Genomic DNA, 14,684 nt, shown 5'->3' on the forward strand with positions numbered 1-14,684 from the left:
CATGTCCCAGATCGCTGCCGCGCAAGCTACCGAAACCCTGCCTCAATCAGGCTGGAAACTCTTCCTTTCCCTCGCAACTGGGGAATGGCAGCCGGGAGCATCCTGGGGCAAGAAGGCTTACCGCCGCAAGTTTATTTTACGCTCACTGGTGATGCCGGTGTATACCGCCAGCCTGATGAAAAACCTGGCAAGCCAGCCTCATCTTGCCAACATGCTGAACGCTCAGCCGGGCCTGCCGTGCCGACTGCATCGCCCTTACCTTGCGATGCCGCTGAAACGTAAGCATACGCGGGATACTATCGCTTACCACTACCAGAAAATTGCCGAGAAAATGCCGAAAAAGTTGCTTAACGGGCATTTTTCCACCGAAGGTTATCGCCTGGCCTCACTGGTGGGTAAAAACAACGAACTGATGTTTATCGACCTCACTTCACACGATATAGAAGGTAAAGAAGGCGAAGCCTTCCTGAACTTCTGTAATGAAGAGGGCGTTCCGCTGGCGCGCATGACCTTCACTCTCAACCAGTTCGAAGGCAAAAATACCTTCTTTATTGGTTGCCTGCAGGGTGCAAAACCTTGGGTGCCTCACGAAGCGATACAGGCTGCGACTAAAGCCTGTCACGGATTGTTCCCTAAACGCATACTGCTTGAAGTTGCGTGTGAACTGGCGAAACTTTTCGACGCAGAGCGCATTCTGGCCGTAGGCAACAGCACTCATATTTACCGCTCATGGCGCTACGAGAAAAAGAAAAAAGACAGTCTACATGCGGACTATGACAGTTTCTGGGAGTCCATGAGCGGCCAATCTCGCGCCGACGGCCTGTTTGCCCTGCCGTCCAGCGTTGAGCGCAAACCGCTGGAAGACATTGCAAGCAAAAAACGCGCTGAGTATCGCCGCCGTTATGAACTGCTCGACGGCATGATGAGTAATATCAACAGCCACTTCTAAACTATATTGATTGCCAGCCGGGCACTAATCTGCCCGGCCGCGCGCCAGCCAGAGCACCCTGGAAAACATTTTCCGCAGCAACGGCGGAACCGCATCCACGCCCCGTCGCCCCGCCTCCAGTGCCACTTCGATAGCTAAATCCGGCTTTGACGAACGATGAATGGCTTTCGTAATAATTCGGCGCAAATTCATCGGTACATTTTCAGGCAATTGAGCCACGCGGTGAAACACATCCGAAAACCCCTGCCGATACATGAAATGCTCCATATCCAGCGCGGGCAACGCCGTCAGGTGATCGCGTTCCTGGTCGCGATCGTTATCCAGCAGGCCGCGCACGGTAGCCGCATATTTTTTACCGGCATCATCACCGTCCACCAGAACATGCCATTCAATGCCCATGCGCCTGGCGAACTTAATTAAAGGACGCAGGCCAGATTGCGCAAACTCGATAACCTTCACCCCTTCGGCATCAAAATGGTGCCCACACTGCCGCGCCAGTTCGTTCATCACCCACACTTCGGTTTCGCCTTCCACCAGCAGCCAGCAGCGAGCAAAAAGCGAGGACGCGCGGTTAAAACGAATGTGGAAAGCAATTCTCCGGCTGTCTTCAGCGTTCATACCGCCCGGTCCTAATCGCCATGCGGCCACGCGGGAGGATTCACGCACCAGCCGGCAAACCTGTTCTACCGGCGTCAGCGAGAGCAACTCTCCGGAATTTGTCGTGGTAATTTTTTGCAGCGGCAGCAAATTCAGCAGGTGCCAGGCAACAGAAAGCATAATCGGGTGTAGACGAGTTTCAGGATCTTCCACCAGCAGCAGTGGGCGGGCATCTCTGTCGAGCGCAATACTGCCCTTCGCCTGTAGCAACGTGGAAAACATGCCCAGCAGGATCATGCGGTGCGAACGGCTGCCCGGCTTGTCGATCATTCGGTTGATCACATCCAGATAACGCCAGCTGCGCTGCTCATCATGGGAGCGCCGTCGCATCAGCCGCTGATGCGCTACCGCCCCTTGTTCAGAGAAATAGTGCTCAAGCAGCTGCACCATGGCCGACAGCCCCTGCCGCAGCTGCGCATCGGTAAGATTTTGCGGCCTCGACACCAGCTCCCTTGCCAGAAAATCTAGCTGGCGTGCGGTCAGTTCCGTTTCCGGCATTTCTGGCATGCTGCCGTTGCGCAGTCGCCGCATGAATCGGGCATCTCTGAGGCGCAGCACGGGGTTTAGCCGCGTAATATTCATCGCCATTTCGTCGATGGCGTCCAGCGTCAGCGGCTGACCGTGGGCATTGAGAAAGCTTCGCAATGTTAAAACTGTCCCCTCATCCCCAAGCTCTCCTTCCAGGCGGTAATAAATGCGATGAAAGCCGTCGTTCCCCTCCACCCAGACGGGGGAAAGATTACGATAACGTCGCCCTAAATGGTGGCCGGACGCCGCCTCACGGAAGGTCAGGATGATTTGCAGGTGACTTTCTCGGCCGTGCAGTTCGCCAGGGGGGAAATAGAAATCTTCGCGCACAAAATGGTACAGCTCCCGGTGCGGTGAAAGCAGCAAGGTCAGCACATCTAACAGGCTAGATTTCCCCCAGGCATTTTCGCCAATCAGCACATTGTTTTGCTCAAGCATTAACGACAAACGGTTAATACCGCGAAAACCAACCACTTCAACCCGCTCGAGAAACATACCGCCTCCTGTGCATCCGCTTTTATCCATCGCTCTTTTCGAGTATAGCGGCAACCCGGAGGGCAATGTAACCACACAATGTCAAAGCGTTAGGCGATAAAAACGGGCCACCAGTAACATAATCTATTCGTGCGGGGGAGCTATTTTTTGCTATCCAGAATATTCTTACTTCATTCAAAGATAATCTATACTTCCGATACCTCTCCTCATAAAAGGAATAACACCTCATTGCCCTAAATCAAAAAACAGGAATTTATTGTGCTGGTGGCGAATTGGCGAAATACCTAATATTAACGCGTATTTAATATTACTTTCGTCATTCACTTAATGACGGTGAATTAGCGACAATCGGGTTCGTGTGATTTAGCGCGTGAGCCGTAAGTTGTTTCTTGCTTTTAGTAGAGGTGGTTATGTTTAGAAAATTAGCAGCCGAGTTCTTCGGGACGTTCTGGCTGGTATTTGGTGGCTGTGGTAGCGCGGTATTAGCGGCAGCATTTCCGGAATTAGGCATTGGTTTCGTGGGTGTGGCACTGGCGTTTGGTTTAACCGTACTGACCATGGCGTTTGCCGTCGGTCATATTTCCGGCGGACATTTTAACCCTGCTGTTACCCTCGGCCTGTGGGCCGGCGGCCGCTTCCCGGCTAAGGAAGTGATTGGCTACATCATTGCCCAGGTCATTGGCGGTATTGTTGCTGCGGGTATTTTGTATTTAATCGCCAGCGGTAAAACCGGCTTTGATGCGGCCGCCAGCGGTTTTGCTTCTAATGGCTATGGTGAACATTCTCCGGGTGGATATTCCATGCTGTCCGCCATTGTGATTGAAATCGTATTAACCTGCGGCTTCCTGATTGTTATTCATGGTGCAACGGACAAATTTGCAGCGCCGGGTTTTGCGCCAATAGCCATTGGCCTGGCATTAACCTTAATTCACTTAATTAGTATTCCGGTTACCAATACCTCCGTAAACCCTGCACGCAGTACCGCAGTGGCTATTTTCCAGGGGGGCTGGGCGCTGGATCAACTGTGGCTTTTCTGGGTCATGCCTATTATTGGCGGGATTCTGGGTGGTATTATTTACCGTACTCTGCTGGAAAAACGCAGTTAAGTCTTTATGCAGGCTTACTCCGGTAAGCCTGCTATTTCTCCATTATCTCTCGCGCCAACCTTTTTCTTCGTCTCTACTCGACTCGTTTCCTTTCTTTCGGTAGTGTGACATCCGTCGTAACATTTTAACTACAAGGACTGTCCCACCCATGCTCTCAGGATTACTCATTATCCTGGTGCCGCTGATTGCCGGCTACCTGATCCCACTGAAACAAACTCACCTGCTCAAGCTTATTAACCGCCTGCTGAGCTGGATTGTTTACGTGATCCTGTTCCTGATGGGCATTAGCCTGGCGTTTCTCGATAACCTCGCCAGCAACCTGCTGACCATCCTGCATTACTCGGTCATCAGCGTGGCCGTGATTTTGCTGTGTAACGTAGCGGGCCTTTTGCTGCTGGAACGTTCTCTGCCCTGGCGGCACCAGCATAAACAGGAAAAACTGCCGTCCCGCCTGGCAATGGCGCTGGAGTCTTTGCAGCTCTGCGGCGTGGTCGCCCTCGGTTTCCTGCTGGGGCTGACAGGGTTCGAAGTGCTGAAACATGCCACTGAGGCAAGCGAATACACGCTCATCTTCCTGCTGCTGCTGGTCGGTATTCAGCTGCGCAACAGCGGCATGACCATCAAGCAAATCGTCCTCAACCGTCGCGGCATGATAGTTGCCGTCGTGGTCGTCCTGAGTTCGATGGTCGCCGGGGTGATAAACGCCATGATTCTCGGCCTGCCAATCAAGACCGGCCTGGCCATGGCTTCCGGGTTTGGCTGGTACTCGCTGTCCGGGATCCTGATGACCGAGTCTTACGGGCCGGTGATTGGCAGCGCGACTTTCTTTAATGACCTGGTGCGCGAACTGCTGGCGATTATGCTGATCCCTGCCCTCGTTCGCCGTAGCCGCTCGACGGCGCTGGGTCTTTGCGGTGCGACCTCGATGGACTTTACCCTACCGGTTCTGCAGCGCAGCGGCGGCGTAGAAATTGTGCCTGCCGCCATCGTGCATGGATTTATTCTTAGCCTGCTGACACCGTTACTGATGGCCTTCTTCGCCTCCTGATACCTCTCTGGCGGTAGCCTGCTGCCGCCAAAGTTGAGCTATATCAATCTCCCTTTAAGTTGCACCAAAAAGTCCTTTTAACCGACTAAATCACGGCCTAACCTTAAACATGTATTTAAAATATAACTTTAAGGTGAGATCATGTTTTGTGTGCAATGTGAACAGACCATCCGTACCCCGGCCGGCGACGGCTGCGCCTATGCCCAGGGCGTTTGCGGTAAAACGGCCCAGACTTCCGACCTGCAGGATCTGCTGATTGCGACATTGCAGGGGCTTTCCGCCTGGGCGGTCGCCGCTCGTGAACGCGGTATTATCGACCACGAAATTGATAACTTTGCCCCGCGCGCCTTCTTCTCCACGCTGACAAACGTGAATTTCGACTCCGTGCGCATCGTAGGCTATGCCCGCGATGCGATTACGATGCGTGAAGATCTGAAAGCCCGCACGCTGGCTATCGATCCTTCGGCAACCGTAACTAATCCGATGGCAGAGCTGCAGCTGGTCAGCAGCGACCTCGGCGATCTCCAGCGCCAGGCCGCCGAATTTACGCCCAACCGCGATAAAGCCGACATTGGCGAAGACATTCTCGGCCTGCGCCTGCTGTGCCTGTACGGCATGAAAGGCGCTGCAGCTTATATGGAACATGCGCACGTGCTGGGCCAGTACGACAACGACATCTACGCCCAGTACCATAAAATCATGGCGTGGCTCGGCACCTGGCCTGCAGACATGGGCGCCCTGCTGGACTGTTCCATGGAAATCGGCCAGATGAACTTCAAAGTGATGAGCATTCTGGATCTGGGGGAAACCGGTAAATACGGTCATCCAACCCCAACCCAGGTTAACGTGCGCCCGGTCGCCGGGAAGTGCATTCTGATTTCCGGTCATGACCTTAAAGATCTCTATAACTTACTCGAGCAAACCGAAGGCACCGGCGTTAACGTCTATACCCACGGCGAAATGCTTCCGGCGCACGGCTATCCAGAACTGCGTAAATTCAAACATCTGGTCGGCAACTACGGCAGCGGCTGGCAGAATCAGCAAACGGAATTCGCCCGCTTCCCTGGCCCGATTGTGATGACCTCCAACTGCATTATCGACCCAACCGTGGGCGCGTACGATGACCGGATCTGGACCCGCAGCATCGTCGGCTGGCCGGGCGTCAGCCACCTGGAAGGCGACAACTTTGGCCCGGTGATTACCCAGGCTCAGCAAATGGCGGGCTTCCCGTACAGCGAAATCGAACACCTGATCACCGTCGGCTTTGGCCGCCAGACCCTGCTGGGGGCGGCAGACACGCTTATCGATCTGGTGAGTCGTGAAAAACTGCGCCACATCTTCCTGGTCGGCGGCTGTGACGGGGCGCGCGGCGAACGTAACTACTTCACCGACTTCGCCACCAGCGTGCCTCAGGACTGCCTGATCCTGACCCTGGCCTGCGGTAAATATCGCTTTAACAAACTGGACTTCGGCGACATCGAAGGGCTGCCGCGTCTGGTAGATGCGGGCCAGTGTAACGACGCCTATTCGGCGATTATTCTGGCCGTCACTCTGGCAGAAAAACTGGGCTGCGGCGTGAATGATCTGCCGCTGAGCCTGGTGCTCTCCTGGTTTGAGCAAAAAGCGATTGTCATTCTGCTGACGCTACTCTCGCTCGGCGTTACCAACATTGTGACCGGCCCCACCGCGCCGGGCTTCCTGACGCCAAATCTGCTGGCTGTGCTGAACGAGAAATTTGGCCTGCGCGCCATCACCACCGTTGAGCAAGACATCCAACAGTTAATGAGCGCGTAAGGAGACCCCATGACCATGCCCACGCCGCTGTGCCCGCACCGTATGCAGGTGCACCATATTCATCAGGAAACGCCGGATGTCTGGACGCTGTCGCTGATCAACCACGACTTCTATCCCTACAAAGCCGGACAATATGCGCTGGTGAGCATTCGCCACGGCAGCGAGACGCTGCGGGCCTACACTCTCTCCTCCACGCCGGGCCTCAGTGAATTCATCACGCTGACGGTCCGTCGCATCGACGGTGGCGCTGGCTCGGAGTGGCTGACCGGGGAAGTGAAAATCGGTGACTATCTATGGCTGTCTGAAGCCCAGGGCGAGTTCAGCTGTGAGGACATCATGTCGGAACGCTATCTGCTGCTGGCGGCGGGCTGCGGCGTCACGCCGATTATGGCCATGCGCCGCTGGCTGGCAAAGCATCGCCCGCAGGCGGACGTGCAGGTCATTTACAGCGTGCGCTCTCCTCAGGATGTGATTTTTGCTGACGAATGGCGGCATTATCCGGTCACGCTGGTGGCAGAAAATAACGCCACACACGGCTTCATTGCCGGGCGATTGAGCCGCGAGCTCCTGGCCGTAGTGCCGGATATCGCCAGCCGGACGGTCATGACCTGCGGGCCTGCGCCTTATATGGATCTGGTCGAGAAAGAAGTTAAGGCGCTCGGCGTAAAAGCATTTTACCAGGAGGTGTTCTTTACTCCAGTAGCCGCTCCGGCAGCTAGCGGCCTGAAGTTCACCACGCTGCAGCCGATGCGTGAGTTCTACTCTCCGGTGGGCAGTACGCTGCTTGCCGCGCTCGAAAGCAACAGCGTGCCGGTGAATGCCGCCTGCCGCGCCGGGGTTTGTGGCTGCTGTAAAACGAAAGTAGTCTCTGGCGACTACACCGTCTCCAGCACGATGACGCTCACGGAAGAGGAGATTGCCAGCGGCTATGTGCTGGCCTGTTCCTGCCACCCTCAGAGCGACCTGGTGCTCGCTTAAATCTAAAGAGGCACCTCGCGGTGCCTCTTCTTTTTCTACCGCCAGGCAGACTTGCCAAACGCGTAACGCCCTGCGCCGCAAAAGACAATCGCCAGCGCGCCGAGGAAAAAGTACATCAGGCTTTCAATGCCCCATGCCCCGGTTTTATCCAGCATAAAGGTTTCGCCCACGCCCACCAGCAGCCAGGCCACAATCATGGTGAATACCAGCCCAAGCGCAGACAAACGCGTCAGGATCCCCAAAATAATCAGCAGCGGGGCAAGCACCTCGCCCAGCAGCACGCCGTAGGCCACAAACTCCGGTATGCCCTGCGCAGCAAGCATTCCCTTAATCCCGCCCACACCGCCAAACAGCTTATGCAGGCCGTGAAACAGCATCAGCCCCCCAACCGCCAGACGCAGTAAAAGTTTTCCCAGATCGTCTTTATTCAGCGCGCCATTCACTGCATTTAACAATTTAGTAACCATATGAATTGCCACCCTTTTAAAATGATAACGAGAATAATTTACGCTTAATATTCGGTAACAAATAGCCCCAATTTTAGGGAGGCCTTTACCTGCTCTTACGTGGAATTGAACTAAGCTTGTAAGCGCTATCACACTGGACAAGGAAAACCGATGAAACAATCCGTAGCGGCCTGGCTGGCCAAAACCCTTGAGAGCGCGGGCGTGAAACGTATCTGGGGCGTCACCGGTGATTCACTGAACGGCCTCAGCGACAGCCTCAACCGAATGGGTACCATCAAGTGGATGCCAACCCGCCATGAAGAAGTCGCCGCTTTCGCCGCTGGCGCAGAAGCGCACCTTACCGGAGAGCTTGCGGTCTGTGCGGGCTCATGCGGGCCAGGCAACCTGCACCTGATTAACGGCCTGTACGATTGCCACCGCAACCACGTCCCTGTTCTCGCCATTGCCGCCCACATTCCTTCAAGCGAAATCGGCAGCGGTTATTTCCAGGAAACCCATCCCGAAGAGCTGTTCCGCGAGTGCAGCCACTACTGCGAGCTGGTCTCTAACCCGGAACAAATCCCGCAGGTGCTGGCGATCGCCATGCGTAAAGCCATCCTGAACCGGGGCGTTTCGGTCGTTGTACTGCCGGGCGACGTGGCGCTTAAGCCTGCGCCAGAAAACGCGACCACTCACTGGTATCCGGCCCCCCAGCCCGTCGTGGTGCCGCATCATGACGAACTGAAAAAACTCGCCCAACTGCTGCGCTATAACGACAACATCGCCCTGATGTGCGGCAGCGGCTGTGCCGGCGCCCACGATGAAGTGGTTCAGCTGGCGGCCACGCTGAAAGCGCCTGTGGTTCACGCTCTGCGCGGTAAGGAACACGTCGAGTACGACAACCCTTACGACGTGGGCATGACCGGATTAATCGGCTTCTCATCCGGCTTCCACACCATGATGAACGCCGACACGCTGATCCTGCTCGGCACCCAGTTCCCTTACCGCGCGTTCTACCCGACGGATGCAAAAATTATCCAGATAGATATCAACCCAGGCAGCATCGGCGCGCACAGCAAGGTCGACATGGCGCTAATTGGCGATATCAAAGCCACGCTGGCCGCCCTGCTGCCGATGCTGGAAGAGAAAACCGATCGCAGCTTCCTCGATAAAGCGCTCGAGAATTACCGCAAAGCACGTGAGGATCTGGACGATCTGGCAAAAGCCACCGAAGGCAAGCCAATCCATCCGCAATATTTGGCGCAGCAAATCAGCCATTACGCCTCAGATGACGCTATTTTTACCTGTGACGTTGGCACGCCGACCGTTTGGGCCGCACGCTACCTGAAAATGAACGGCAAGCGCCGCCTGCTGGGCTCGTTTAACCACGGTTCGATGGCCAATGCTATGCCGCAGGCACTGGGCGCTAAAGCCACCGCGCCCGATCGCCAGGTAGTCGCCATGTGCGGCGACGGCGGCTTCAGCATGCTGATGGGTGATTTCCTGTCCGTCGCGCAAATGCAGCTGCCGATTAAAATAGTGGTCTTCAACAACAGCGTGCTGGGGTTTGTGGCGATGGAGATGAAAGCCGGGGGCTACCTCACCGACGGCACCGAACTGCACGACACCAACTTCGCCCGTATCGCCGAAGCCTGCGGCATTACCGGCATTCGGGTTGAAAAACCCGAAGAGCTGAACGGCGCGCTGGAACGGGCCTTCAGCATCGATGGCCCGGTATTGGTCGATGTTGTCGTCGCCAAAGACGAACTGGCGATCCCGCCGCAGATCAAGCTGGAGCAGGCTAAGGGATTCAGCCTGTATATGCTGCGCGCTATCATCAGCGGGCGCGGAGATGAAGTGATCGAGCTGGCGAAAACCAACTGGTTCCGGTAAAAAAGAAGGTTGCCTCAGGCGCCCGGATAACCGTCCGGGCGCAGCCTTCCGATAAAGGACCCGTCATGATCGATTTACGCAGCGATACCGTTACCCGCCCTTCCCGCGCCATGCTTGAACAAATGATGGCCGCCCCGACCGGAGATGACGTTTACGGCGACGACCCGACCGTTAACGAGCTTCAGGCATACGCAGCAAAAATCAGCGGGAAAGAAGCTGCCCTGTTTTTACCTACCGGCACTCAGGCTAACCTCGTCGCTTTGCTCAGCCACTGCGAGCGCGGCGAAGAGTACATCGTTGGCCAGGCCGCACATAACTATCTCTATGAAGCCGGTGGCGCGGCGGTACTGGGCAGTATTCAGCCTCAACCCATTGAAGCGGATCGCGACGGCACGCTGCCGCTGGATAAAGTAGCGGCAAAAATTAAGCCGGACGACATTCACTTCGCCCGCACTAAATTATTGAGCCTTGAGAACACCCATAACGGCAAAGTGCTGCCGCGCGAATACCTCCAGCAGGCCTGGGAATTCACCCGCAAGCACAACCTGGCGCTGCACGTAGACGGCGCGCGTATCTTCAACGCCGTGGTTTCCTATGGCTGCCAGCTGGAAGACATTACCCGCTACTGCGACAGCTTCACCATTTGCCTGTCGAAAGGCCTGGGCACGCCTGTGGGCTCTCTGCTAGTGGGCAGTAAAGAGTACATCAAGCGCGCTGTGCGCTGGCGCAAAATGACGGGCGGCGGTATGCGCCAGGCCGGTATTCTGGCGGCGGCAGGCCTGTATGCGCTGAAAAATAACGTCGAGCGCCTGAAAGAAGACCACGACAACGCCCACTGGCTGGCAGGCGAACTGCGTGAAATCGGCGTCGATGTGATGCGTCAGGACACCAACATGGTATTTGTACGCATGACGGCGGAAGAAGCGGAAGATTTGGGGCCATACATGCGTGAGCGCGGCATCATTATCAGCGCTGGCCCGGCAACTCGCCTCGTCACCCATCTGGACGTCACCCGCAGTCAGCTGGCTGAAGTCGTCGCCCACTGGCGCAGCTTCCTGCAAAACTAAGGGAATTCAGGGACGATGGCAGAACCTCAAAGGATAGTGGTCCTCGGTGCCAGCGGCTACATTGGCCAACATCTGGTGCCGTTACTCGTGGCGGCGGGACATCACGTCACCGCCGCCGCCCGACGCATTGACTGGCTGAAGAAACAGCCCTGGCCTGGCGTTGAGTGCCGACACGTAGATTTACACTGGCCGCACCGCCTGGGCGCCCTGCTCGAAGGTGCGGATATCGTGTACTACCTGATCCACAGCATGGGCGACGGCGATAATTTTCTGGAATTCGAACGCCAGGCGGCGCTGAATATGCGTGACGCGCTGACCGAACATCCGGTTAAGCAGGTTATTTTCCTCAGCTCTTTGCAGGCCAAAAACGGGCAAACCCATTCTAAGCACCTGAAAGCACGGCAAATCACTGCGGATATCCTGCGTGATTCCGGTGTGCCGGTCACCGAACTGCGCGCGGGGATTATTGTTGGCGCAGGCTCAGCGGCCTTTGAGGTCATGCGTGATATGGTTTATAACCTGCCGGTGCTAACGCCGCCGCGCTGGGTGCGCTCTCGTACTTCACCGATTGCATTGGATAACCTGCTGCATTACCTGCTCGGGCTGCTGGATCATCCGGCCACAGGGCATCGCCTGTTTGAAGCCGCCGGGCCGGAAGTCCTTAGCTATCAGCAGCAGTTTGAACGCTTTATGGCTATCAGCGGCCGCCGTCGTCCGTTGATTCCTGTCCCTCTTCCCACCAGCTGGATTTCCGTGTGGTTTCTGAACGTTATTACCTCGGTACCGCCCGGCATTGCTAAAGCGCTGATTCAGGGACTCGAACACGATCTGCTGGCGGATGACCGCAGCCTGCGCGAACTCATCCCGCAGCACCTCATCAGCTTTGACGACGCCGTACGCCTGACGCTGGCAAACGAACACAAGCTCGCCAACTCGCAGGACTGGGGCTATGACGCTCAGGCGTTTGCCCGCTGGCGGCCAGATTACGGCTTTTTTGCCAAACAGGCGGGCTGCACGCTGACCACCCGGGCCTCTCTCTCTTCGCTCTGGCTGGTGATCAACCAGCTCGGCGGCAAAGAAGGCTACTTTTTTGGCAACGCGCTGTGGAAAACACGCGCGCTGATGGATTTGCTGGTCGGGCATCGGCTTGCCAAAGGTCGGCCTGAAAAAGCCATGCTGGAAGTGGGCGACACCGTCGATAGCTGGAAAGTGATTATCGCCGAGCCGGAAAAAGAGCTGACGCTGCTGTTTGGAATGAGGGCTCCGGGCCTCGGGCGGCTCTCTTTCACCCTGCAGGATGATGGCCACCAGCGTCGGCTGGACGTCAGAGCCTGGTGGCACCCTCACGGCTGCGCCGGTTTGCTCTACTGGCTGGTGATGATCCCCGCCCATTTATTTATCTTTAAGGGAATGGCGCGGCGAATTGTTCATTTAGCGGAACAAAACTCGATCAAAAAGAGAAGTTAGCTCCTAATCTTTCAGTATTCCCATTGCATGCGCTGCCATTTCACGGAAAAATGCGCAGCGTTAATCTCAAACATAACGAGTTGGTCACATGAAGGTACTGGTCACGGGCGCAACCAGCGGTTTAGGCCGAAACGCGGTCGAGTATTTACGCGCCAGGGGCGTTAGCGTCCGGGCAACCGGGCGCAACGAAGCGATGGGCAAACTACTGCAGAAAATGGGTGCCGAATTTGTCCATGCCGACCTGACCGAGCTGGTCTCTTCTCAGGCTAAAGTGATGCTCGCGGACGTCGATACGCTGTGGCATTGCTCCAGCTTCACTTCGCCGTGGGGAACCCAACAGGCTTTCGACCTCGCCAACGTCCGTGCCACCCGCCGTCTGGGCGAATGGGCCGTGGCCTGGGGCGTGCGTGACTTTATTCATATTTCGTCGCCGTCGCTCTATTTCGACTACCACCACCACCGGAACATCAGCGAAGACTTTCGCCCGGTGCGCTTCGCCAACGAATTTGCCCGCAGCAAAGCCGCCAGCGAAGAGGTGATTCAGCTGCTGGCACAGGCCAACCCAAACACCCGTTTCACCATCCTGCGCCCACAAAGCCTGTTTGGGCCACACGACAAAGTGTTTTTCCCACGCCTGGTGCAGATGATGCGCCACTACGGCAGCGTGCTGCTGCCGCGCGGGGGCGATGCGCTGGTGGATATGACCTATCTGGAAAACGCGGTACACGCAATGTGGCTGGCGACGCAGAAACAGAACTTACCCTCCGGCCGCGCCTACAACATCACCAATATGGAAGCGCGCCCGCTGCGGACTATCGTGCAGAAACTGATCGACGAGCTGGGCATCAAATGCCGCATTCGTTCTGTGCCATATCCGATGCTGGATATCATTGCCCGCAGCCTGGAGCACTTTGGCAATAAATCAGCCAAAGAGCCGGTGCTCACGCACTACGGCGTCTCCAAGCTGAACTTCGACTTAACTCTGGACACCACGCGCGCAGAAACGGAGCTGGGCTACCAGCCTATCGTTACCCTTGATGAAGGCATTCACCGTACCGCGCTGTGGTTGAAAGATCACGGCACGCTGCACCGCGGCTAGCCCTGGCCGTATTTTTCCAGTAATGCTTCGGCTATCGCCAGGCTTTCTGCATCCGCCTCGCCGCTGTAGTTGGCCGGGCGGAAGTGCATCTGGAAGGCGGTAATCACCCTTTTTTGCTGCGCATCGGTCATACCCGGCAACACTTCGTAGCCATAACGGGAAAGCACATCCAGCAGCTCTGTTTTATCCACCGGTTGATAAGAGCCACGACCGTTGAGATAAAATGCCACCCGCGCCGCATCTGGCCACGCGCCAATACCTATATCCGCAAATTGCTTCCACGGGAACAATGGCCCCGGATCAACCTTGCGTTGCGGCGCGATATCTCCGTGAGCGACCACGTTTTGCGGCGCGATGTTATAGCGCGCAATAATCTGCTTCGCTAAATCCTCAAGCACCGCAATCTGCGGCTGGCTGAAGGGGTAGAAGCGCTGAACACCGCCCACCCGGGTGTAACCCTGGTTTTCCAGCTCAATGCCCACGGACGTGTCGTTAATTCGCGTGGCACCGCGCCAGAAGCTGATCCCGGCATGCCAGGCCAGCTGTTCTTCCGGCACCAGTTGCCAGACAACGGGTTTCCCGCCGGACAGCGGCGGCTCGGCAGGAACAAGATAGTGGGCGCTGACGTTACGATCGGTGAGCGTGGAAAGCGAACTTGAAAAATCATCCGCCGTGTAGTGGATCACCAGAATTTTCACTCGTGGATAAGCGGCCTGCGCCTGGTGCCTGGTGTCTACTTTATAGCTGCCCCGATCGACAATCCCTTTTGGGCCAGCGCAGCCCGCCAGCAGCAGCGCCAGGGCAAGCGCTAAGATCCTGGCTTTCATTTTCGCGTTTTAACCGCTGTGCCGCTTACGCAAACCATCAGCATGCTGCCGTCTTTGCCGACGGTTTCATAGTCGATATCAATCCCGACCACGGCGTTAGCGCCCAGGCTTTCAGCCTGTTCCTGAATCTCGCGAAACGCGATGTCCCGCGCTTTACGTAATTCTTTTTCATAAGCCCCGGAACGCCCGCCGACGATGTCGCGAACCCCGGCAAAAAAATCGCGGAAAATATTGGCGCCGAGGATAGCTTCCCCGGTCACCACGCCGCAGTATTCAGTAATGGTTTGGCCTTCCAGGCCTGGCGTCGTTGTAAACTGCATCTCGTTCTCC

At 56.3% G+C, this 14,684-nt stretch carries 13 protein-coding genes; 9 read left to right on the forward strand and 4 right to left on the reverse strand.

Annotated elements, in window-relative coordinates:
• Position 1 precedes the first annotated feature (1 nt).
• Entirely contained in the window at positions 2-949 is a 948-nt protein-coding gene (locus tag CNE01S_RS05770; RefSeq protein WP_061274208.1) for a VirK/YbjX family protein, read from the forward strand.
• A gap of 24 nt (positions 950-973) precedes the next feature.
• Here CNE01S_RS05770 and CNE01S_RS05775 read toward each other — a convergent pair whose 3' ends face one another.
• The gene (locus CNE01S_RS05775) at positions 974-2,629 is read right to left on the reverse strand and encodes an ATP-dependent endonuclease (RefSeq protein ID WP_061274210.1); all 1,656 of its coding nucleotides are present in this window, start codon (positions 2,627-2,629) and stop codon (positions 974-976) included.
• Positions 2,630-3,039: 410 nt separating this feature from the next.
• Between CNE01S_RS05775 and aqpZ the strand changes: the two genes are divergently transcribed.
• The 4 genes from aqpZ (at position 3,040) to hcr (ending at position 7,555) form a co-directional block, all read left to right on the forward strand.
• A complete protein-coding gene (gene aqpZ / locus CNE01S_RS05780; protein ID WP_061274212.1) occupies positions 3,040-3,735 on the forward strand; it encodes an aquaporin Z in 696 nt (231 codons plus the stop codon).
• A gap of 148 nt (positions 3,736-3,883) precedes the next feature.
• Entirely contained in the window at positions 3,884-4,783 is a 900-nt protein-coding gene (locus CNE01S_RS05785; protein ID WP_061274214.1) for a LysO family transporter, read from the forward strand.
• Between the two features lie 141 nt (positions 4,784-4,924).
• Positions 4,925-6,577 carry a hydroxylamine reductase gene (hcp, locus tag CNE01S_RS05790; protein WP_061274216.1) on the forward strand — a complete coding sequence of 551 codons (1,653 nt, stop codon included), beginning with the start codon at positions 4,925-4,927 and terminating at the stop codon, positions 6,575-6,577.
• Between the two features lie 9 nt (positions 6,578-6,586).
• On the forward strand, positions 6,587-7,555 hold the full coding sequence (gene hcr, locus CNE01S_RS05795; RefSeq protein WP_061274218.1) for an NADH oxidoreductase: 969 nt from the start codon (positions 6,587-6,589) through the stop codon (positions 7,553-7,555).
• A gap of 35 nt (positions 7,556-7,590) precedes the next feature.
• Here the strand turns inward: hcr and CNE01S_RS05800 are convergent, their stop codons facing one another.
• Positions 7,591-8,022 (reverse strand): DoxX family protein, encoded by a 432-nt coding sequence (locus tag CNE01S_RS05800; RefSeq protein ID WP_061274220.1) that lies wholly within the window; start codon positions 8,020-8,022, stop codon positions 7,591-7,593.
• Positions 8,023-8,172: 150 nt separating this feature from the next.
• Between CNE01S_RS05800 and poxB the strand changes: the two genes are divergently transcribed.
• The 4 genes from poxB to CNE01S_RS05820 all read left to right on the forward strand — a co-directional run bounded on the left by poxB (position 8,173) and on the right by CNE01S_RS05820 (position 13,527).
• Entirely contained in the window at positions 8,173-9,894 is a 1,722-nt protein-coding gene (gene poxB / locus CNE01S_RS05805) for a ubiquinone-dependent pyruvate dehydrogenase (protein ID WP_061274222.1), read from the forward strand.
• Positions 9,895-9,959: 65 nt separating this feature from the next.
• On the forward strand, positions 9,960-10,961 hold the full coding sequence (gene ltaE / locus CNE01S_RS05810; protein WP_061274224.1) for a low-specificity L-threonine aldolase: 1,002 nt from the start codon (positions 9,960-9,962) through the stop codon (positions 10,959-10,961).
• Positions 10,962-10,976: 15 nt separating this feature from the next.
• Positions 10,977-12,428, forward strand: coding sequence for a DUF2867 domain-containing protein (locus CNE01S_RS05815; RefSeq protein WP_061274226.1), 1,452 nt, complete (start codon positions 10,977-10,979; stop codon positions 12,426-12,428).
• Positions 12,429-12,516: 88 nt separating this feature from the next.
• Complete coding sequence (locus tag CNE01S_RS05820; protein WP_061274228.1) at positions 12,517-13,527, forward strand: 3-beta-hydroxysteroid dehydrogenase; 1,011 nt, start codon at positions 12,517-12,519, stop codon at positions 13,525-13,527.
• Here CNE01S_RS05820 and CNE01S_RS05825 read toward each other — a convergent pair.
• Positions 13,524-14,354: an N-acetylmuramoyl-L-alanine amidase gene (locus CNE01S_RS05825; protein WP_061274230.1), complete on the reverse strand. Its 831-nt coding sequence runs from the start codon at positions 14,352-14,354 to the stop codon at positions 13,524-13,526. The genes CNE01S_RS05820 and CNE01S_RS05825 overlap by 4 nt on opposite strands.
• Entirely contained in the window at positions 14,351-14,674 is a 324-nt protein-coding gene (locus CNE01S_RS05830) for a heavy metal-binding domain-containing protein (RefSeq protein ID WP_061274232.1), read from the reverse strand. Before CNE01S_RS05830 ends, CNE01S_RS05825 begins: the two co-directional genes overlap by 4 nt.
• Positions 14,675-14,684 lie beyond the last annotated feature (10 nt).

It is taken from the genome of Cedecea neteri NBRC 105707 = ATCC 33855, from assembly GCF_001571265.1.
Taxonomy (GTDB): Bacteria; Pseudomonadota; Gammaproteobacteria; order Enterobacterales; family Enterobacteriaceae; genus Cedecea; species Cedecea neteri.

Excerpts from the sequence above, each read along its gene's own strand:
- CNE01S_RS05820 (WP_061274228.1), top strand. The coding sequence starts at position 12,517 with ATGAAGGTACTGGTCACGGGCGCAACCAGCGGTTTAGGCCGAAACGCG.
- CNE01S_RS05830 (WP_061274232.1), bottom strand. The coding sequence starts at position 14,674 with ATGCAGTTTACAACGACGCCAGGCCTGGAAGGCCAAACCATTACTGAA.
- CNE01S_RS05815 (WP_061274226.1), top strand. The coding sequence starts at position 10,977 with ATGGCAGAACCTCAAAGGATAGTGGTCCTCGGTGCCAGCGGCTACATT.
- ltaE (WP_061274224.1), top strand. The coding sequence starts at position 9,960 with ATGATCGATTTACGCAGCGATACCGTTACCCGCCCTTCCCGCGCCATG.
- aqpZ (WP_061274212.1), top strand. The coding sequence starts at position 3,040 with ATGTTTAGAAAATTAGCAGCCGAGTTCTTCGGGACGTTCTGGCTGGTA.
- poxB (WP_061274222.1), top strand. The coding sequence starts at position 8,173 with ATGAAACAATCCGTAGCGGCCTGGCTGGCCAAAACCCTTGAGAGCGCG.
- hcr (WP_061274218.1), top strand. The coding sequence starts at position 6,587 with ATGACCATGCCCACGCCGCTGTGCCCGCACCGTATGCAGGTGCACCAT.
- CNE01S_RS05775 (WP_061274210.1), bottom strand. The coding sequence starts at position 2,629 with ATGTTTCTCGAGCGGGTTGAAGTGGTTGGTTTTCGCGGTATTAACCGT.
- CNE01S_RS05785 (WP_061274214.1), top strand. The coding sequence starts at position 3,884 with ATGCTCTCAGGATTACTCATTATCCTGGTGCCGCTGATTGCCGGCTAC.
- CNE01S_RS05770 (WP_061274208.1), top strand. The coding sequence starts at position 2 with ATGTCCCAGATCGCTGCCGCGCAAGCTACCGAAACCCTGCCTCAATCA.
- CNE01S_RS05825 (WP_061274230.1), bottom strand. The coding sequence starts at position 14,354 with ATGAAAGCCAGGATCTTAGCGCTTGCCCTGGCGCTGCTGCTGGCGGGC.
- CNE01S_RS05800 (WP_061274220.1), bottom strand. The coding sequence starts at position 8,022 with ATGGTTACTAAATTGTTAAATGCAGTGAATGGCGCGCTGAATAAAGAC.
- hcp (WP_061274216.1), top strand. The coding sequence starts at position 4,925 with ATGTTTTGTGTGCAATGTGAACAGACCATCCGTACCCCGGCCGGCGAC.